The 14,811-nt window shown below is 61.0% G+C and carries 18 protein-coding genes and 1 pseudogene; 9 read left to right on the top strand and 10 right to left on the bottom strand.

Features of this window, described 5'->3' with window-relative positions; translation table 11 throughout:
* Window positions 1–45 precede the first annotated feature (45 nt).
* Genes F8N96_RS22695 through F8N96_RS22685 form a run of 3 tightly spaced genes read right to left on the bottom strand, consistent with a single transcriptional unit; the run spans window position 46 to window position 1,093 of the window.
* Window positions 46–390 (bottom strand): hypothetical protein, encoded by a 345-nt coding sequence (locus F8N96_RS22695; RefSeq protein WP_150799715.1) that lies wholly within the window; start codon window positions 388–390, stop codon window positions 46–48.
* A complete protein-coding gene (locus F8N96_RS22690; RefSeq protein WP_150799714.1) occupies window positions 387–776 on the bottom strand; it encodes a phage holin family protein in 390 nt (129 codons plus the stop codon). Before F8N96_RS22690 ends, F8N96_RS22695 begins: the two co-directional genes overlap by 4 nt.
* Window positions 777–778: 2 nt before the next feature.
* Entirely contained in the window at window positions 779–1,093 is a 315-nt protein-coding gene (locus F8N96_RS22685) for a DUF883 family protein (protein ID WP_128871571.1), read from the bottom strand.
* Window positions 1,094–1,397: 304 nt separating this feature from the next.
* Between F8N96_RS22685 and F8N96_RS22680 the strand changes: the two genes are divergently transcribed.
* Entirely contained in the window at window positions 1,398–2,606 is a 1,209-nt protein-coding gene (locus F8N96_RS22680) for an ammonium transporter (protein WP_150799713.1), read from the top strand.
* Between the two features lies 1 nt (window position 2,607).
* On the opposite strand, the gene F8N96_RS22675 is transcribed toward F8N96_RS22680, so the two are convergent.
* Complete coding sequence (locus F8N96_RS22675; protein ID WP_150799712.1) at window positions 2,608–4,320, bottom strand: cation:proton antiporter; 1,713 nt, start codon at window positions 4,318–4,320, stop codon at window positions 2,608–2,610.
* A gap of 209 nt (window positions 4,321–4,529) precedes the next feature.
* On the opposite strand from F8N96_RS22675, the gene F8N96_RS22670 reads away from it, so the two are divergent.
* From F8N96_RS22670 to F8N96_RS22660, 3 genes are all read left to right on the top strand, one after another.
* The gene (locus F8N96_RS22670; RefSeq protein ID WP_150799711.1) at window positions 4,530–4,766 is read left to right on the top strand and encodes a glutaredoxin family protein; all 237 of its coding nucleotides are present in this window, start codon (window positions 4,530–4,532) and stop codon (window positions 4,764–4,766) included.
* A gap of 161 nt (window positions 4,767–4,927) precedes the next feature.
* Entirely contained in the window at window positions 4,928–5,248 is a 321-nt protein-coding gene (locus F8N96_RS22665) for a transcriptional regulator (RefSeq protein WP_150767277.1), read from the top strand.
* Window positions 5,249–5,314: 66 nt separating this feature from the next.
* On the top strand, window positions 5,315–6,205 hold the full coding sequence (locus F8N96_RS22660; RefSeq protein ID WP_150799710.1) for a pseudouridine synthase: 891 nt from the start codon (window positions 5,315–5,317) through the stop codon (window positions 6,203–6,205).
* Between the two features lie 83 nt (window positions 6,206–6,288).
* On the opposite strand, the gene F8N96_RS22655 is transcribed toward F8N96_RS22660, so the two are convergent.
* Both F8N96_RS22655 and mobA read right to left on the bottom strand, forming a co-directional pair.
* The gene (locus F8N96_RS22655; protein WP_128871566.1) at window positions 6,289–6,510 is read right to left on the bottom strand and encodes a YgdI/YgdR family lipoprotein; all 222 of its coding nucleotides are present in this window, start codon (window positions 6,508–6,510) and stop codon (window positions 6,289–6,291) included.
* A gap of 78 nt (window positions 6,511–6,588) precedes the next feature.
* The gene (mobA, locus tag F8N96_RS22650; protein WP_150799709.1) at window positions 6,589–7,191 is read right to left on the bottom strand and encodes a molybdenum cofactor guanylyltransferase MobA; all 603 of its coding nucleotides are present in this window, start codon (window positions 7,189–7,191) and stop codon (window positions 6,589–6,591) included.
* An 81-nt stretch (window positions 7,192–7,272) separates the two neighbouring features.
* Here mobA and moaB point away from each other — a divergent pair, with 81 nt between their 5' ends.
* Window positions 7,273–7,812 carry a molybdenum cofactor biosynthesis protein B gene (moaB, locus tag F8N96_RS22645; protein WP_150799708.1) on the top strand — a complete coding sequence of 180 codons (540 nt, stop codon included), beginning with the start codon at window positions 7,273–7,275 and terminating at the stop codon, window positions 7,810–7,812.
* The gene (gene glp / locus F8N96_RS22640) at window positions 7,796–9,022 is read left to right on the top strand and encodes a gephyrin-like molybdotransferase Glp (protein ID WP_150799707.1); all 1,227 of its coding nucleotides are present in this window, start codon (window positions 7,796–7,798) and stop codon (window positions 9,020–9,022) included. Before moaB ends, glp begins: the two co-directional genes overlap by 17 nt.
* A gap of 108 nt (window positions 9,023–9,130) precedes the next feature.
* Here glp and F8N96_RS22635 read toward each other — a convergent pair whose 3' ends face one another.
* Window positions 9,131–9,442 carry a hypothetical protein gene (locus F8N96_RS22635; RefSeq protein WP_150799706.1) on the bottom strand — a complete coding sequence of 104 codons (312 nt, stop codon included), beginning with the start codon at window positions 9,440–9,442 and terminating at the stop codon, window positions 9,131–9,133.
* Between the two features lie 226 nt (window positions 9,443–9,668).
* On the opposite strand from F8N96_RS22635, the gene yegS reads away from it, so the two are divergent.
* From yegS to F8N96_RS22620, 3 genes and pseudogenes are all read left to right on the top strand, one after another.
* Window positions 9,669–10,583, top strand: a complete 915-nt coding sequence (gene yegS, locus F8N96_RS22630) for a lipid kinase YegS (protein WP_150799705.1) — start codon at window positions 9,669–9,671, stop codon at window positions 10,581–10,583.
* A 17-nt stretch (window positions 10,584–10,600) separates the two neighbouring features.
* Window positions 10,601–10,786 (top strand): annotated as a pseudogene (locus F8N96_RS22625) (chemotaxis protein CheV); the annotation flags it as partial.
* Between the two features lie 165 nt (window positions 10,787–10,951).
* Window positions 10,952–11,758 carry an MOSC domain-containing protein gene (locus F8N96_RS22620; protein ID WP_150799704.1) on the top strand — a complete coding sequence of 269 codons (807 nt, stop codon included), beginning with the start codon at window positions 10,952–10,954 and terminating at the stop codon, window positions 11,756–11,758.
* A gap of 69 nt (window positions 11,759–11,827) precedes the next feature.
* Here F8N96_RS22620 and F8N96_RS22615 read toward each other — a convergent pair whose 3' ends face one another.
* The 3 genes from F8N96_RS22615 to F8N96_RS22605 all read right to left on the bottom strand — a co-directional run bounded on the left by F8N96_RS22615 (window position 11,828) and on the right by F8N96_RS22605 (window position 14,755).
* Window positions 11,828–12,112 (bottom strand): pyrimidine/purine nucleoside phosphorylase, encoded by a 285-nt coding sequence (locus F8N96_RS22615; RefSeq protein WP_150799703.1) that lies wholly within the window; start codon window positions 12,110–12,112, stop codon window positions 11,828–11,830.
* Window positions 12,113–12,173: 61 nt separating this feature from the next.
* Window positions 12,174–12,722 carry an exonuclease domain-containing protein gene (locus tag F8N96_RS22610; RefSeq protein ID WP_150799702.1) on the bottom strand — a complete coding sequence of 183 codons (549 nt, stop codon included), beginning with the start codon at window positions 12,720–12,722 and terminating at the stop codon, window positions 12,174–12,176.
* A 71-nt stretch (window positions 12,723–12,793) separates the two neighbouring features.
* Window positions 12,794–14,755, bottom strand: a complete 1,962-nt coding sequence (locus tag F8N96_RS22605) for an acetyl/propionyl/methylcrotonyl-CoA carboxylase subunit alpha (RefSeq protein ID WP_150799701.1) — start codon at window positions 14,753–14,755, stop codon at window positions 12,794–12,796.
* Window positions 14,756–14,811 lie beyond the last annotated feature (56 nt).

Below are 14,811 nucleotides of genomic sequence, written 5' to 3'. Positions count from 1 at the left end.
GAGGCTCATCCCGGTGACATTACCAGCATGCAGCCAGTTTGTGGCCTAGTGGTGATTGCGCGAGGAGCCTTGCATGACCAGCTTGATCAACGGACCCAGCGTGGTCCCCAGCCGAACCAGGCGGGTGAGGCCACTGGCCCCGCCGCTCCTGGCGCCCTTGCCGGTCAGAAAACCCAGCAAGGTCACGGCCGCCACGCCCCATAGCGGTGCATGTTTGATGCCGAAACCATCCTGCAGGTTTTGCGTCATCCCGCGCACGCGCGCCAGGGGTTGCAGCAATTGCGCGGATTCGTGGCGGATTTCCTGGCGATGCATTTCCATCCGCAGGCGGATCAATGCCTTGCGCATTTCCGTGCGCGAGTTGTTATGAGGCAATGCAGGCAAGCTCATGGCAGCAGGCGCTCCCGATCATTGGCCAATTCTTCCAGCGTGTTGTGAAAGGGCGAGGACTCATCGAAAATCGCCGCTCTCAACCGCATGCCGCAGAAGACGCACGCGAGGGTATAAAACACGCAGAGCGCGATGATGGCCGGCAGGCGATAGGTGTCCCAGAACAGGATCAACACCATCGTCGACAAGCCGACCAGCAACAGCAAGGCAAACACCAGCGCCAGGCCGGCGAACAGCAACAGGCTGACCGTGCGGGCTTTTTGTTCCTGCAATTCAATGCCGAACAGTTCGACATGGCTGTGCAGCAGTCCAAGAAAAGCGGCACCCAGGCGCCGCGGTGAGGAGCTTGGGCCCGTCGCGGACGAGCCGGATTCGCCGATAGCCATAATCAGCGCCGAGTGGCCAGCAGGCCAATCAGGAAGCCCACGCCCGCCGCGATCCCGACCGATTGCCATGGGTTGGCCTGAACATAGTCTTCAGTCGCGGTGACGGCGGCCTTGCCGCGTTCGCGCAGGGAATCTTCGGTCAGTTTCAGGGTTTCCCGGGCACGCAGCAGGCTGTCGTGGATTTGCGAACGCAATTCATCAGCCTGATCCCCGGCCAGCGTCGCCGTGTGTTCCAGCAACCGCTCGGTGTCGCTGACCAGTGTTTGAAAGTCATTCATCAGAATTTCTTGAGCAGTCTTTGCCTTGATGCTGGCCATGGGTGGATCTCCGTAGGTGGCGTCTGTTGCGTTCGAGTATGAGCCTTGGCTGAAGGTTCAGTACAAATGACTGGTACAACTTTTGCTATGTCATGGTGCGTGCGCCTGCGCCGTTGCGCTGTTGCCGGGCATGATTCGAGCGAAACCTTATCTCAAATAACGAAACCTCGCGCAAAGGCTTCAGCCTTGTGCGCCAAAGTGGCTCATCGGATCCCCGTACCGATCCGCAAAGGTTGCAACTTGGTGCATGAATTGTCTGTGCGAACTGCTTTGGTGCTTTTTTAGCCTTCAGGTCTGCCAATCCATGGAAAATCTGCAAAGCGCTGTGGACAGTCTGATCCATAGCTCCAATACCTTGTTCATTCTCGGCGGCGCGGTCATGGTACTGGCCATGCACGCCGGTTTTGCCTTTCTGGAAGTCGGCACGGTCCGCCAGAAGAATCAGGTCAACGCCCTGTCGAAGATCCTCAGCGACTTCGCGATTTCGACCCTGGCCTATTTCTTTATAGGCTATTGGATTTCCTATGGGGTCAGCTTCATGCAACCGGCGGCGGTGATCAATGCCGATCATGGCTACGGGTTGGTGAAGTTTTTCTTTCTGCTGACGTTTGCCGCGGCGATCCCGGCGATCATTTCCGGCGGGATCGCCGAGCGAGCCCGGTTTGTCCCGCAGTTGTGCGCGACGGCCTTGATCGTGGCGTTCATTTATCCGTTTTTCGAAGGCATGATCTGGAACGGCAACTTTGGCGTGCAAGCCTGGTTGCTGGAACGCTTTGGCGCCAGCTTCCATGATTTTGCAGGTTCGGTGGTGGTCCACGCCATGGGGGGCTGGCTGGCACTGGCGGCTGTGTTGTTGCTCGGGCCACGCAATGGTCGTTATCGCGACGGCAAACTGGTCGCGTTCGCCCCCTCGAGCATTCCTTTCCTGGCGTTGGGTTCGTGGATCCTGATCGTCGGCTGGTTCGGTTTCAACGTGATGAGTGCGCAAACCCTGCAAGGTCTCAGCGGCCTGGTGGCGGTAAATTCGCTGATGGCCATGGTCGGTGGCACCGTGGCCGCGCTGATCGTCGGGCGCAATGACCCGGGCTTTCTGCATAACGGCCCGCTGGCCGGGTTGGTGGCGATCTGCGCCGGCTCCGACCTGATGCACCCGGTGGGTGCGCTGGTGACCGGTGCCGTTGCCGGTGCGCTGTTTGTCGGTTGCTTTACCGCCGCCCAAGGCAAATGGAAGATCGACGATGTCCTGGGGGTGTGGCCATTGCATGGCTTGTGCGGCGTCTGGGGCGGAATCGCCTGCGGCATCTTCGGCCAGGAGACATTGGGTGGCCTGGGCGGGGTCAGCCTGATCAGCCAATTGATCGGTACTGCGCTGGGCGTGGTGGTGGCGCTGGTCGGCGGCTTTGCCGTGTATGGCGTGATCAAGGCGTTCCATGGCCTGCGCCTGAGTCAGGAAGAAGAGTATTACGGCGCGGACTTGTCGGTGCACAAGATCGGCGCTGTCAGCCAGGACTGAGTCAATGCTCTTCATCGTCGGCGCCGGGATAAAAGCCGTGCAACAGGCGATAGCGGTCGTGCCGGATCTGGTCGGCGCGCTCCTGCACCTGATGGGCGGGTAACCCCAGCATGATCAGCGCGTGGGAGGCGAGCATCAGGCTTGACTCCAGCAGTTCCGGCACCACTTCGCTGGCGCCGGATGCCTTCAGCTCGGCCAGTTGACTGTCGTCGCGGGTGCGCACCAGGATCGGCACGGCCGCGTTGAGTCGCCGCGCTTCCTTGAGGATCAGTAAGGCGATGTCGGTCTGATCCACGGCGATCACCAGCAGCCTGGCGCGCTCCAGCCCGATCGCGACCAGCAGTTCACCGCGGCGTGAGTCGCCATAATGCACACAGGTTTCACCCACGGCGGCTTCCTGGACACGCACCGGATCAGTGTCCAGTGCGACATAGGGTTGCTGCGCATTGCTTAGCGCGCGTCCGATCGACTGGCCGACACGACCATAGCCACAGATCACCACATGGTGATGCAAGTCGGCGGTGAGTGCGCTGATTTCCTCGAGTTTCGCTTCTTCGTTGGGCTTGCGGTGCAGGTGTATTGCGATGCGGGGTGCGGCGCGCAACAGCAAGGGCGTCAACAGCATCGAGCAGAAAGTGGCGGCAAGCAGCAGGCCGCCAAAATCGGCGGGCATCAGTTTGTTTTGCTGCATCAGCGCCATCAGCGCAAAGCAGAACTCGCCACCCTGGGCCAACGCCAGGCCGCTGCGCCAGGCGGTTTCGCCATCGCTGCCACGCCATTTGACCAGGAGCGCAACGACGCTGCCCTTGAGCAGCAGCAACCCCAGGGTCAGGCCGAGAATCAGCAGGCCATGGCTGGCGAACAACCGCAAATCGATAAGCATGCCGATACTGACGAAGAACACGCCGAGCAGGATGTCGCGGAAAGGGCGAATGTCGGCTTCGATCTGGTGCCGGTAGTGGCTTTCGCCCAACAGCATGCCGGCCAGGAATGCACCCAGGGCCGGTGAGAGGCCGAGCAGGTGGGTCAACCAGGCCGTCAGCAGCACGATCACCAGCGCCAGCAGCACGAACAACTCGGCGGAGCGGGCCGCCGCTACTTCATGGAATAGCCGTGGCAGTATCCAGCGACTGGCCAGCAGCAGACCGACGAACAGCACCACGGTCTTGCCCAGCGTCAGTGGCAGCGCCCAGTACCAGGCCTGGTCACTGCTGCCGGCGAACACCGGCACCATCGTCAGCAGCAACACCGCCACCACATCCTGGAACAGCAGCACGGCGATGGCATTCTGGCCGTGGCTGCTGAAAATTTCGCCGAGACTGCCCAGCTCCTTGCTGACGATGGCGGTGGAGGACAACGACAAGCCGGCACCGAGCAACAGCGCAGGCAAGGTCGAGATGCCGAGCAGTATCAGAATGCCACCCAGCAACATCGCGGTGCCCAGCACTTGCAGGCTGCCGAGGCCAAACACCACTTGGCGCAACGCGAGCATTTTCGTCAGGGAAAACTCCAGCCCCAGGGAGAACAGCAGGAAAACCACCCCCAGTTCGGCGAGGTCCGGCAAGTCTTCGCTTTCATTGACCCAATTGAATGCGGACGGCCCGATCACCAGCCCCACGCACAGGTAGCCCAGCACCGGCGGCAAGCGCAGGCGCTGGAACAGTGCAATCACCACCAGGGAGGCGGCGAAGATGATCAACAGGTTGGCGAACACAAAACTCTCCGCATTCAGGTCTGGCTACTCAAGCGTAGAGGCAAAAAGGCCATGAGCATCGCGCAAGTTCCACCGCGCACGAATGATTTGAGTCAGCAGTTTGCCGAAATCTTCTGAAATCCACCGTTGCTCAGACGCTTGGCTCATTGCCTCGACTGCTTTTGCTCGCCGGCCTAGAATAAACGCCTACTTAGTCGGGTCTTGTCGTCATGCCTCCTGAATGTCAGCTGTTCGGCACCATAGGGTGCCATCTGTGTGAAGTGGCCGAAGCCATGCTGATGGAATTTGTCGAGCGCGGTCTGCTGGTGGAACTGGTGGATATCGCTGACGACGAAACCTGGTTCGAAGATTACAGTTTGCGTATTCCTGTATTGCGGCGCCGTGATAACGGCGCTGAACTCTTCTGGCCTTTCGATTCCGAGCAGGTCGTGGCGTTCCTGGGGTGATCGGACGCTATCGGTGGCGGCCCACCCGTCGCCGTTCTCGTTCCTCCCTTGGCGAAAAGCAGGTTAATCGGCTACTGTATGTGCATACAGCTATTCCGATTGCCTGCCATGCGTCCCTCCTGAGGGATTGGCAGGCGATCCCCGAAGTGAGAGGGATGAACTTGGTCAATGTCGAACAATTGAAGAACAGCGTGAACCGGATGTCGGCGGACGTGGTGCGCGAGGCCGTCACCGAATTGCGTCTGGATGGCCTGGTCACCGAAGGCAAAACCCCCTTCAATAAACTGCATTTCAACACCTGTTTCGCCGAAATCGAAGCCTTGTTCCAGCGCGCGGGCTATCACAGGCAGCTGGATGTCGTGGGTTATCAGGGCTTGTTGTATGCCCTGTACGATCCGGGTCGCTGGGAGGCAGTCGACGTGCTGCGCTGGCTCAAGGAGTTCACCGACGCGGCAGCGCAGACCCGGTCCATGCCGGCTTGAGGACACTAGGCTCTATCCGGCTGCTGTAGGATAATGCCGCCCTGTATCGAGGGTCAGAACGTTCGTATGTCCATTTCATCTTTTACTGCAGCACACACCCAGGCCAGCACGCTCTCCCTGCCGCCGGGGCCATGGCAGACCGTGCTTGATTGCCTGTGTGAACACTTCAGCGCCATTGGCCGTGAACAATGGCTGGACAGAATCGCCCGCGGGCGGGTCCTCGATGGGCATGGCGCCCCGATTGCCCTTGATCTGCCTTATAAGGAAGGTCTGCGGATCCACTATTTTCGAGAGGTGCCGGACGAAAAGCCGATCCCGGTGGTCGAGTCGATCCTGTACGCGGACGAGCATCTGGTGGTGGCGGACAAACCGCATTTCCTGCCGGTGACGCCGGCCGGCGAATATGTGGAGCAGACCCTGCTGCGACGGTTGATTCGCCGCCTGGATAACCCGCACCTGGTGCCCTTGCACCGCATCGACCGGCACACGGCGGGGCTGGTGCTGTTTTCAGCCAACCCGCGGAGCCGGTCGGCGTACCAGTCGTTGTTTCCTGCGCGGCAGATCGAAAAGCGCTACGAGGCGATTGCCGGGGCATTGCCTGACCTCTGCTTTCCACTGGTGCACAAGAGCCGGCTCATCGATGGCGAGCCTTTCTTCCGCATGCAGGAAGGTCCGGGTGCCAGCAATACCGAAACGGCCGTCGAGGTCCGGGAGAAGAACGGTGATCTGTGGCGGTATGCGCTGTACCCGGTGACGGGCAAGAAGCATCAATTGCGCGTGCACATGACCGCCCTGGGCGCGAGTATCTGCAATGACCCCTTCTATCCTCAGGTGCTCAAGGGCGTCGTGGATGACTATGCCAATCCCTTGAAGCTGCTGGCCCAGGGGCTGCGCTTTGTCGATCCGGTGGACGGTCAGGAAAGAAGCTTCGAAAGCGCGATCACGCTGCAGTGGTAAGCAGCGCTTCCTGGGAACGAAAAGTGGCCACGAAAAAGCCCGCATAAAGCGGGCTTTTCAGTATCCGGTCGTCAGCGCAAGAATTACAACTCCTTGACGGTACGCACCTGGTCCTTGTTCACGCGATTATGCTTGCCATCCAGTTGTTCGAATTCGTAGAAACCTGATTCGTCATCGTATTTTGGTGCGTCGACGGCCTGGATTTCGCGACCGTCATTCAAGGTGATCACTGTTGGCGAGGCGCAACCGGCAAGGGTGGCGAGGCCCAGTGCGAGCATGAAAGTGGCAAGGGTCCGTTGAGTCATGAGTGTGTCTCCGAATTTGAATTCTTTTGGTTACTGAGCTTGAGACGTATACAAACAGTGCAAGTTCCGTCGGTGGTGTCAGTCTGACACAACGTTAGGGGTACTTAACAGTTCCGGGGTATTGAGGTTTGCCAGGCGAGGGTCATTGTCGGGACATTGCAGTGCATGGGCCCCCAGCTTGCGCATGAGGCGACCCGGGCTACGTTCACCGTCGTGCCAGGCTCTCTCAAAAGCGTCGGACAGTGCCACGGGGATGATGCACAGCAAGGGCTCCCAATGTTCGCCCTGGCGCAGCATCAAGGGTTTGTCCGGATGCCGGCTGGCGGTTTCGCGCATGCTCTGGAGCAACGCGGCATCGATGCGCGGGACGTCACAAGGCAATATCATCAGCTGCGCATGCCTGGCGGCCTTCAGGCCAGCCCGGATGCCGGCCAAAGGCCCCGGAAAATCCCCTTCGTCGTCATGGACCAGCCGGTCGGCGTAGGGGGCATACCGCTCCGGGTTCCTGTTGCAGGAGATGATCAGGTCATCGCTCAATGCGCGGGTCTTGCGGTGCAGATGAGCAATCAGTGGTTCACCGTGCCATTGCAGCAACCCTTTATCCTGACCGCCCATGCGTTGGCCGCGCCCACCCGCCAGGAGCAGTATGGAGCAGGGCGGCAAATCCATCATCGAAGTCATGGGAGGTCTCCATGGGGGCGGTGAAAAAATGAGGCGCTGTGATATAACACCGGGCTGTTTCTCCTACAACTGGACGAGCCTATGAAAGCCAAGGCTGATGTACCTTTTGCACCGCTCAACATCGCGGTGCTGACGGTCAGCGATACCCGTACCCTGGAAACCGACACGTCAGGCCAGCTTTTCGTCGACCGCCTGATTGCCGCCGGTCACAACCTGGCGGCCCGGGTATTGCTCAAAGATGACCTCTACAAAATTCGTGCGCAAGTCGCCAACTGGATTGCCGACGACGTCGTGCAGGTCGTGCTGATCACCGGTGGCACCGGTTTTACCGGACGCGACAGCACCCCTGAAGCCGTGAGCTGCCTGCTGGACAAGCAGGTCGACGGCTTTGGTGAATTGTTCCGGCAGATATCGGTGGCCGATATCGGCACCTCGACCGTGCAGTCCCGGGCCCTGGCCGGCCTGGCCAATGGCACGCTGGTCTGCTGCCTGCCCGGTTCGACCAATGCCGTACGCACCGGTTGGGACGGCATTCTTTCCGAGCAGCTGGATTCGCGGCACCGCCCGTGCAATTTCGTGCCTCATCTGAAACAGGCGGCGCCCTGTGAATCCCGTGGGTAAGCCAGGCAAGACCGGCAGCCTGATGGCGGTCGAAGTGGCGCTGGCCCGCTTGCTCGAAATGGCCGAAGCTTCGCCGATTCGCGAGCGTGAACGCTTGCCGTTGGCGCAGGTAGAGGGCCGCGTACTGGCCGATGACCTGGTGTCGACGCTTGACCTGCCGCCATGGCCCAACAGTGCCATGGACGGTTATGCCTTGCGCGTGGCTGACTGGACGGGAGAGCCGATGCCGGTCAGTCAGAAAGTTTTCGCAGGCAAGGCCCCGGGCCCTTTGAAACCGGGCACTTGTGCACGAATCTTCACCGGTGCCCCGGTTCCCGCCGGTGCCGATTGCGTCGAGATGCAGGAAAACGCCGAGGTCCAGGCGGATGAGCGAGTGCGTTTCATCCAACCCATGGCCCCGGGACAAAACATCCGTCCGCAAGGCCAGGAAACCACCGTCGGTGAACTGATTCTGCCCGCCGGCACGCGCCTGGGACCGATCGAGCAGGGGCTGGCGGCATCGCTGGGTTGTGCAGAGCTGGAGGTGATTCGCAAGATTCGCGTTGCAGTCTTGTCTACCGGGGATGAGTTGCTTGAACCGGGTCAGGCGCTGGGCCCGGGACAGATCTACAACAGCAATCGAGTATTGCTTTGCAGCTGGTTGCAACGCCTGGGTTGTGAAGTGATTGATGCCGGTATTCTTGCGGACGACCTGGCGACCACCCGCGCCCGCCTGGGCGAGTTGAAGGATGTCGACCTGATCCTCTCGACCGGCGGCGTTTCGGTTGGTGAAGCCGATTTTCTCGGGATCGCTTTGCGCGAAGAGGGCGAGCTGACCTTGTGGAAGCTGGCCATCAAGCCAGGCAAACCGTTGACCTTCGGGCATTTTCGCGGCGTCCCGGTGATCGGCTTGCCCGGCAACCCGGCGTCGACCCTGGTGACCTTTGCCCTGTTGGCAAGGCCCTATCTGATGCGTCGTCTGGGGGTGAAGGCAGTCGAGCCCCTGAAGTTTCAGGTTCCCGCGGGATTTGACTGGCCCAAAGCCGGCAATCGGCGCGAGTACTTGCGTGGACGGCTGGAGAACGGGCGGGCCATCATTTACAGGAATCAGAGTTCCGGGGTGCTGCGCAGCGCCGCCTGGGCGGATGGCCTGGTTGAAGTGCTGGAAGACCGCACGCTGGTCGAGGGGGACTGGGTCAGCTTCATTCCATTGAGTGAAGTCCTGGGCTGAGATCCGGGTGCGGCTAACCCGGCATCCATGCCGGGTTGCCCCCTGCGTCCGCCGCATTTTTTGCGGGTTGACCTCAACCCCGGCGGCTTTTGCGTTCATGACGAATCCTTATCGACCCAGAAGAAGCGTCACGAGCTGATCGAAACGGCTGTTGCCGATCCACACCAGAAGCCCGAGGACCACGGCTGTTCCGCCAGTTGAATAGACCAGCCGGTGCTTGATGGATCTGACGTTGTCACGCATTTCATCCATGTCTCTGCGCATGTATTTGAGGTGCGCCTGCAATTCAGTGACGCGCGGGTCCATGGCGATGCCGCCGGTGGGTGCCTGGCTGTTTTTTAATTCAGCCTGATGACTGGAGCGTTTCTCTGCGAGTGGTGTGACCGGAATGAGCGGTGGCCTGATGTCATGGTTTTGCATGGCACGTCCCTGTTTGTTTCTACTGATGACTGATAAATGCAGTCGCCACGTTGTACCAATTACGACAGGCTGGTCAATTAAGCTGATTCCTAACGTTTTGTAAGAAAATTCCTTGTTTCAGGGCGCAAAACTGCTCGATTCGAATTAATTCAATTCCCATCGACTTTTCTGAAGGGCGGTGAGGTCAATATCTCCCGTACGAATTCAATTCATGGGAGTGAGCACAATGAGCGAACGCAGGGCGCTATTGATTCTTCATGGCAAGCAAGCGCTCAACGAGTCGGTTCGCGCCGCCGTCGAGGGTAAGCGCCAACAGGGTTGGGAACTGGCCGTTCGACTGACCTGGGAAGCCGGGGACGCACAACGGCTGGTAGAGGAGGCGTTGACGGCAGGCTACAGGCACATCATCGCCGGCGGCGGGGATGGCACTTTGCGTGATATTGCCGAGGCCATGGCCGCACACCCGACGCAGGCCAGCCTGGTATTGATGCCTTTGGGGACGGCCAATGATTTTGCCCGCGCCGCCGGTGTGCCACTGGAGCCTGATCAGGCACTGGATCTTTTGGACACTGCGCCGAGCGCCATCGATCTGGGCGAAGTGGGCGGTCAGGTCTTCCTGAATATGGCCACGGGCGGCTTTGGCAGCCAGGTGACGGCCAATACCTCGGAAGACCTGAAAAAAATCCTCGGCGGGGCGGCTTATCTATTCACCGGGTTGTCTCGCTTCAGTGAGTTGCATGCGGCCTACGGCGAGTTGCAGGGCCCTGATTTCCAATGGAGTGGCGAGCTCCTGGCATTGGGTATCGGCAATGGCCGGCAGGCTGGCGGTGGGCATGTGCTGTGCCCGGATGCACTGGCAGACGATGGCCTGCTGGATATCAGCATCCTGCCTGCGCCGCAGGAGCTGGTGGGCACCTTGAAAACCCTGTTGGCTGACGGTTTCGGTATCGACAACATGTTTGTGCGCGCCCGTTTGCCATGGGTCGAGATCAAGGTCGCGGAAGGTCTTTATATCAACCTGGATGGCGAACCTCTGGAAGGCGACAGTCTGCGGTTCTCTGCGCGGGCGGCGGCACTGCGCGTGCACCTGCCGGAAAACTCGCCGCTGCTCGGCGGTACTCGAACGACTGAGGGTCGATAAAGCCTGATCGTAACCAGCACCGCCTGACCACCGAAATCCGTAACGACCCGCGTCTGCGTGGCCTGTATGTGGTGCTGCACACCTCCTTGTCCGGCAGTTTCAACGACTCGATGGTCAGGAAAGTCGGCTGCGACAATTTCCTCTCCAAATTCCAGCCGGACAAACTGGTCGATGTGGTGCGCCAGCGCCTGATGCTCGTGTAGGAGCGAGCTTGTTCGCGATGGACGTGAACGATAACGCATTCATCCTGGATGAACGTGTTGTTCTTAAGTCCATCGCGAGCAAGCTCGCTCCTACAGGGTTTTTGGCCTTTGATTCGGCGCTGGAGCTCGTATAGGGTGGCGTTTTTACTTTCCGGGGAGTTGGCCATGCTGCGTCTGAGCGCGCTTTATCGTTATCCGCTGAAATCCGGCAAGGGCGAGATCCTGCAGCAGGCCAGCCTGGACCAGCTGGGGCTGGAAGGGGATCGACGCTGGATGTTGGTGGACGAGGCCAGCGGGCGGTTCCTGAGCCAGCGCGCAGTGGGGCAGATGAGCCAGCTGTCGGCATTGTGGAATGCCGAAGGCGGCTTGACCCTGAGTGCGCCGGGCCGCTCACCGATTGATATCGCCTTGCCAGGCAGTGACGCGCAACTGCGGGGCGTGACCATCTTTCACGACAATTTGCGGGTCCCCGATGCCGGTGATGAGGCAGGGGCCTGGGTCAGTGAGTTCATTGGCAAGCCGACTCGCCTGGTGCAAATACCGCTCGATCGCGCGCGGATCACCCAGGCGGGCTACGGCAGGGATGACGATCGGGTGGCGTTCGCCGATGGCTTCCCGCTGTTGCTGATCGGGCAGGCGTCCCTTGAGGATCTGTCGCAAAAAGTCGGGCAAAAGCTGGAGATGCTGCGTTTTCGACCGAACCTGGTGATCGAGGGCACGCACGCATACGCCGAGGATGGCTGGAAGCGTATCCGTATCGGCGATGTCGAGTTTCGCGTGGTCAAGCCTTGTTCGCGCTGCATCCTGACCACCGTCGACCCGCAAACCGGTCTACGCAGCGGCGATCGTGAACCTCTGGCCACCTTGCAGAAATACCGAGCCCAGGAAGAGGGGGCGATGTTCGGCCAGAATCTGGTCAATGATGGCGACGGCCAGCTCGAAGTCGGCATGCCGGTGACGATCCTGGAGTAAACGCGACAATGAAAATGCCCGTGTCCTGGGACACGGGCATTTTTTTTTGCGCTGTTGAATCCGGGCGGTTTAGCCGCGGTATTCGCACAGGTAAGCGGTGTCGGCAGCCACTTTCAGCTGGAACTTGCTGTTGGCGGGCACGTTGAACTGGCTGCCCGCGGCGAAGGTTTCCCAGTCGCTGCTATCGGGCAGTTTGACGGTCAGGGCGCCGGTCACCACGTGCATGATCTCACGCTGGCTGGTGCCGAATTCGTACTCGCCTGGCGCCATGACGCCGATGGTCGCCGGGCCTTCTGCAGTGCCAAAGGCGATCGACTTGACGGTGCCGTCGAAGTACTCGTTGACTTTAAACATGGGCGATTCCTCGAAAAGGGCTGAAAAGGGCTGGCCAGTATGCACAAGGCCCTTGGCGCCGTCACGCGCCAGAGGGGAGCACCAGGGGTAACAGGCGTGCCGTATTGCGCGCGTCTTCCAGCGCCCGGTGTTGTTGCCCGGTGAACTGCATGCCCGCCAGTTGCAGGGCGCCATTGAGCCCCAGCGGGCGTTCCAGCCGACGGGCCTTGGCAAAGCGCTGCTTGAGGTTCATGTGCGGCACCCGGCTCAGGGCGCTGTCGAGCTGCAGGCGCTGCCATTCCTGAAGCAGTTGCTGGCGGTCGTAGTCGCCCCAACTGACCCAGCCTTCCAGCCGCGCGTGATGCTGGCCGAGCCAGCGCTCGAACGACGCCCAGACTTCGCCGAGCGGCTCGGCACCGTCGACGTTGGCCTGGGTGATGTGCGTCAGCTCCCGGCAAAACGGCGTCAGCAAGGGCCGCCGCAAGGGCCGCACGAAGCGCTGGAATGCATCCAGTTCTCGTCCCTTGCGATCCACCAGCGTGGCGCCGATTTCGATGATTTCCATTTCCGTAACTGGCCAGCCACCCTCATCGGTGGTGGCTTCCAGATCAATGACCAGCCAGTGAGGCATCGCAGGGTTCCTGGTATCCGCGTCCTGATAGCGCTTGAGCGTAGCCAAACCCGGCGGATCCGCCTAGCGGCTTATTCGACCTCCAACAATATCTGACGATTTTTCACCTGGTCGCCGACCCTGACCTGCAAGCGTTTGAGCACGCCGTCGATGGCTGACTTGAGGGGATGCTCCATTTTCATGGCCTCCAGCACCACCAACAACTGGCCTTTACAGACCGGGCTGCCTTCGGCGACCAGCACATCGACAATCGCCCCGTCCATCGGCGCCTTGAGCGTGCCGGAGCTGACGCTGGCCTGAGTGCCGACCAGGGCCTGCGTCCGATCCACCAGTCGCAGGCTGCCAGGCCGGGTGAACAACCAGAGTTGTGTGGGTTCGAGACGGTAGGCATGACGCTGGCGGATGCCGTCGATCTCCAGGGTGGCCCAGCGTCCGTCGCACTGGATAACCTTCAATTCGAGGGTGCGGGTGGCCATTTGAATCCGGTAGGGCGCGCCAGGCACTGCGTGCAATTGCACCGGCCAATCCTGATCTTCCAGGCCGATGCGATAGTGCAACGGCGCGCTGGCGTTGTTGCGCCAACCGGCCAGCGGCGCGAGGTGCGTCTGCGCCGATGCCTGATAAAACAGGGCCGTTGCGATCGCCAGTTCTTCGGCGGCGGGTACCGGGGGGCGCAGGCAGTCATGGTCGGAAAAATACCTGGGGATGAAGCCGGTATCAAACTCGCCGCTGACGAACCGCGGGTGTTGCAGCACGCTGGCGAGCAAGCGCTGATTGCTCTGTACGCCCAGCAACACGCTGTCCTGCACGGCGCGCAACAACTTGCGCCGGGCTTCTTCGCGGGTGGCGCCGTGGGCAATGAGCTTGCCCAGCAGCGGGTCGTAGAAGGGGCTGATGCCTTGGCCTTCGATCAGGCCGTGGTCGATTCGCACACCGTCTTGCAGGGCGGGCTCCCAGGTTGCGATGCGCCCGGTCTGTGGCAGAAAACCCTGGGCCGGGTCTTCGGCATACAAGCGCACTTCAATGGCATGGCCGTTGAGTTGCAACTGCTCCTGACGCAGCGGCAGGGGCAGCCCTGCGGCGACCTGTAGCTGCCAGGCCACCAGGTCGAGCCCGGTGATCGATTCGGTCACCGGGTGTTCCACTTGCAACCGGGTGTTCATCTCCAGGAAGTAAAAATGGCCGCTGGCATCCAGCAGGAATTCCACGGTGCCAGCGCCGACGTAACTCACCGCGCGCCCCGCCTTGAGCGCCGCTTCACCCATGGCCTGGCGCAGTTCGGTGGTCATCACCGGGCAGGGCGCTTCCTCGATGACTTTCTGATGGCGACGCTGGATCGAACAGTCGCGCTCGCCGAGGTGGATCAGGTTGCCGTGCCGGTCGCCGAATAGCTGAACCTCGACGTGCCGGGGATCGATCAACGCTTGTTCGAGGATCAGCTCGTCACTGCCGAACCCGTGCAGCGCTTCGGAGCGCGCGCTACGGATCTGCGCCAGCAAGTCAGCGGCGCCCTGGACCAGGCGCATGCCGCGCCCGCCACCGCCGGCACTGGCCTTGATCATCAGCGGGTAGCCGATACGCCCGGCTTCGCGACTCAGGGTCGCGTCGTCCTGTTCGGCGCCCTGATAGCCTTTGATGCAGGGCACGCCGGCGGCAAGCATGGCGAGTTTCGACAGGCGTTTGCTGCCCATCAGCTCGATGGCGTCGGGGCTGGGGCCGATGAAGGTGATGCCGGCGTGTTGGCAGGCGAGGGCGAAGCCGGCGTTTTCCGAGAGGAAACCGTAGCCGGGGTGGATCGCGTCGGCCCCGGTGCGCCGGGCGGCGTCGAGGATTGCCGGGATGTTCAGGTAGGACTGCTGCACCGGGGCCGGGCCGATGTTCACGGCTTGGTCGGCGATCTGCACGTGCAGGGCATCGGCGTCGGCATCGCTGAAAACGGCGACGGTGCGATAGCCCAGGGCTTGGGAGGTGCGCTGGATGCGGCAGGCGATTTCACCGCGGTTGGCGATGAGGATTTTGCTGAATCCGGGCATGGTTTGGTCCCTTGGTTTTGCGGTGAATGTGACGGCCTCTTCGCTGGCAAGCCAGC

Source organism: Pseudomonas fluorescens (assembly GCF_902497855.1).
In the GTDB taxonomy this organism is placed as follows: Bacteria; Pseudomonadota; Gammaproteobacteria; order Pseudomonadales; family Pseudomonadaceae; genus Aquipseudomonas; species Aquipseudomonas fluorescens_BI.
This window is presented reverse-complemented; position numbering and strand designations above follow the sequence as displayed.

Bases quoted from the DNA above. Each gene is read 5' to 3' on its own strand.
- F8N96_RS22695 (WP_150799715.1), bottom strand. From the start codon at position 390: ATGAGCTTGCCTGCATTGCCTCATAACAACTCGCGCACGGAAATGCGC.
- F8N96_RS22690 (WP_150799714.1), bottom strand. From the start codon at position 776: ATGGCTATCGGCGAATCCGGCTCGTCCGCGACGGGCCCAAGCTCCTCA.
- F8N96_RS22685 (WP_128871571.1), bottom strand. From the start codon at position 1,093: ATGGCCAGCATCAAGGCAAAGACTGCTCAAGAAATTCTGATGAATGAC.
- F8N96_RS22680 (WP_150799713.1), top strand. From the start codon at position 1,398: ATGGAAAATCTGCAAAGCGCTGTGGACAGTCTGATCCATAGCTCCAAT.
- F8N96_RS22670 (WP_150799711.1), top strand. From the start codon at position 4,530: ATGCCTCCTGAATGTCAGCTGTTCGGCACCATAGGGTGCCATCTGTGT.
- F8N96_RS22660 (WP_150799710.1), top strand. From the start codon at position 5,315: ATGTCCATTTCATCTTTTACTGCAGCACACACCCAGGCCAGCACGCTC.
- F8N96_RS22655 (WP_128871566.1), bottom strand. From the start codon at position 6,510: ATGACTCAACGGACCCTTGCCACTTTCATGCTCGCACTGGGCCTCGCC.
- mobA (WP_150799709.1), bottom strand. From the start codon at position 7,191: ATGACTTCGATGATGGATTTGCCGCCCTGCTCCATACTGCTCCTGGCG.
- moaB (WP_150799708.1), top strand. From the start codon at position 7,273: ATGAAAGCCAAGGCTGATGTACCTTTTGCACCGCTCAACATCGCGGTG.
- F8N96_RS22635 (WP_150799706.1), bottom strand. From the start codon at position 9,442: ATGCAAAACCATGACATCAGGCCACCGCTCATTCCGGTCACACCACTC.
- yegS (WP_150799705.1), top strand. From the start codon at position 9,669: ATGAGCGAACGCAGGGCGCTATTGATTCTTCATGGCAAGCAAGCGCTC.
- F8N96_RS22620 (WP_150799704.1), top strand. From the start codon at position 10,952: ATGCTGCGTCTGAGCGCGCTTTATCGTTATCCGCTGAAATCCGGCAAG.
- F8N96_RS22615 (WP_150799703.1), bottom strand. From the start codon at position 12,112: ATGTTTAAAGTCAACGAGTACTTCGACGGCACCGTCAAGTCGATCGCC.
- F8N96_RS22610 (WP_150799702.1), bottom strand. From the start codon at position 12,722: ATGCCTCACTGGCTGGTCATTGATCTGGAAGCCACCACCGATGAGGGT.
- F8N96_RS22605 (WP_150799701.1), bottom strand. From the start codon at position 14,755: ATGCCCGGATTCAGCAAAATCCTCATCGCCAACCGCGGTGAAATCGCC.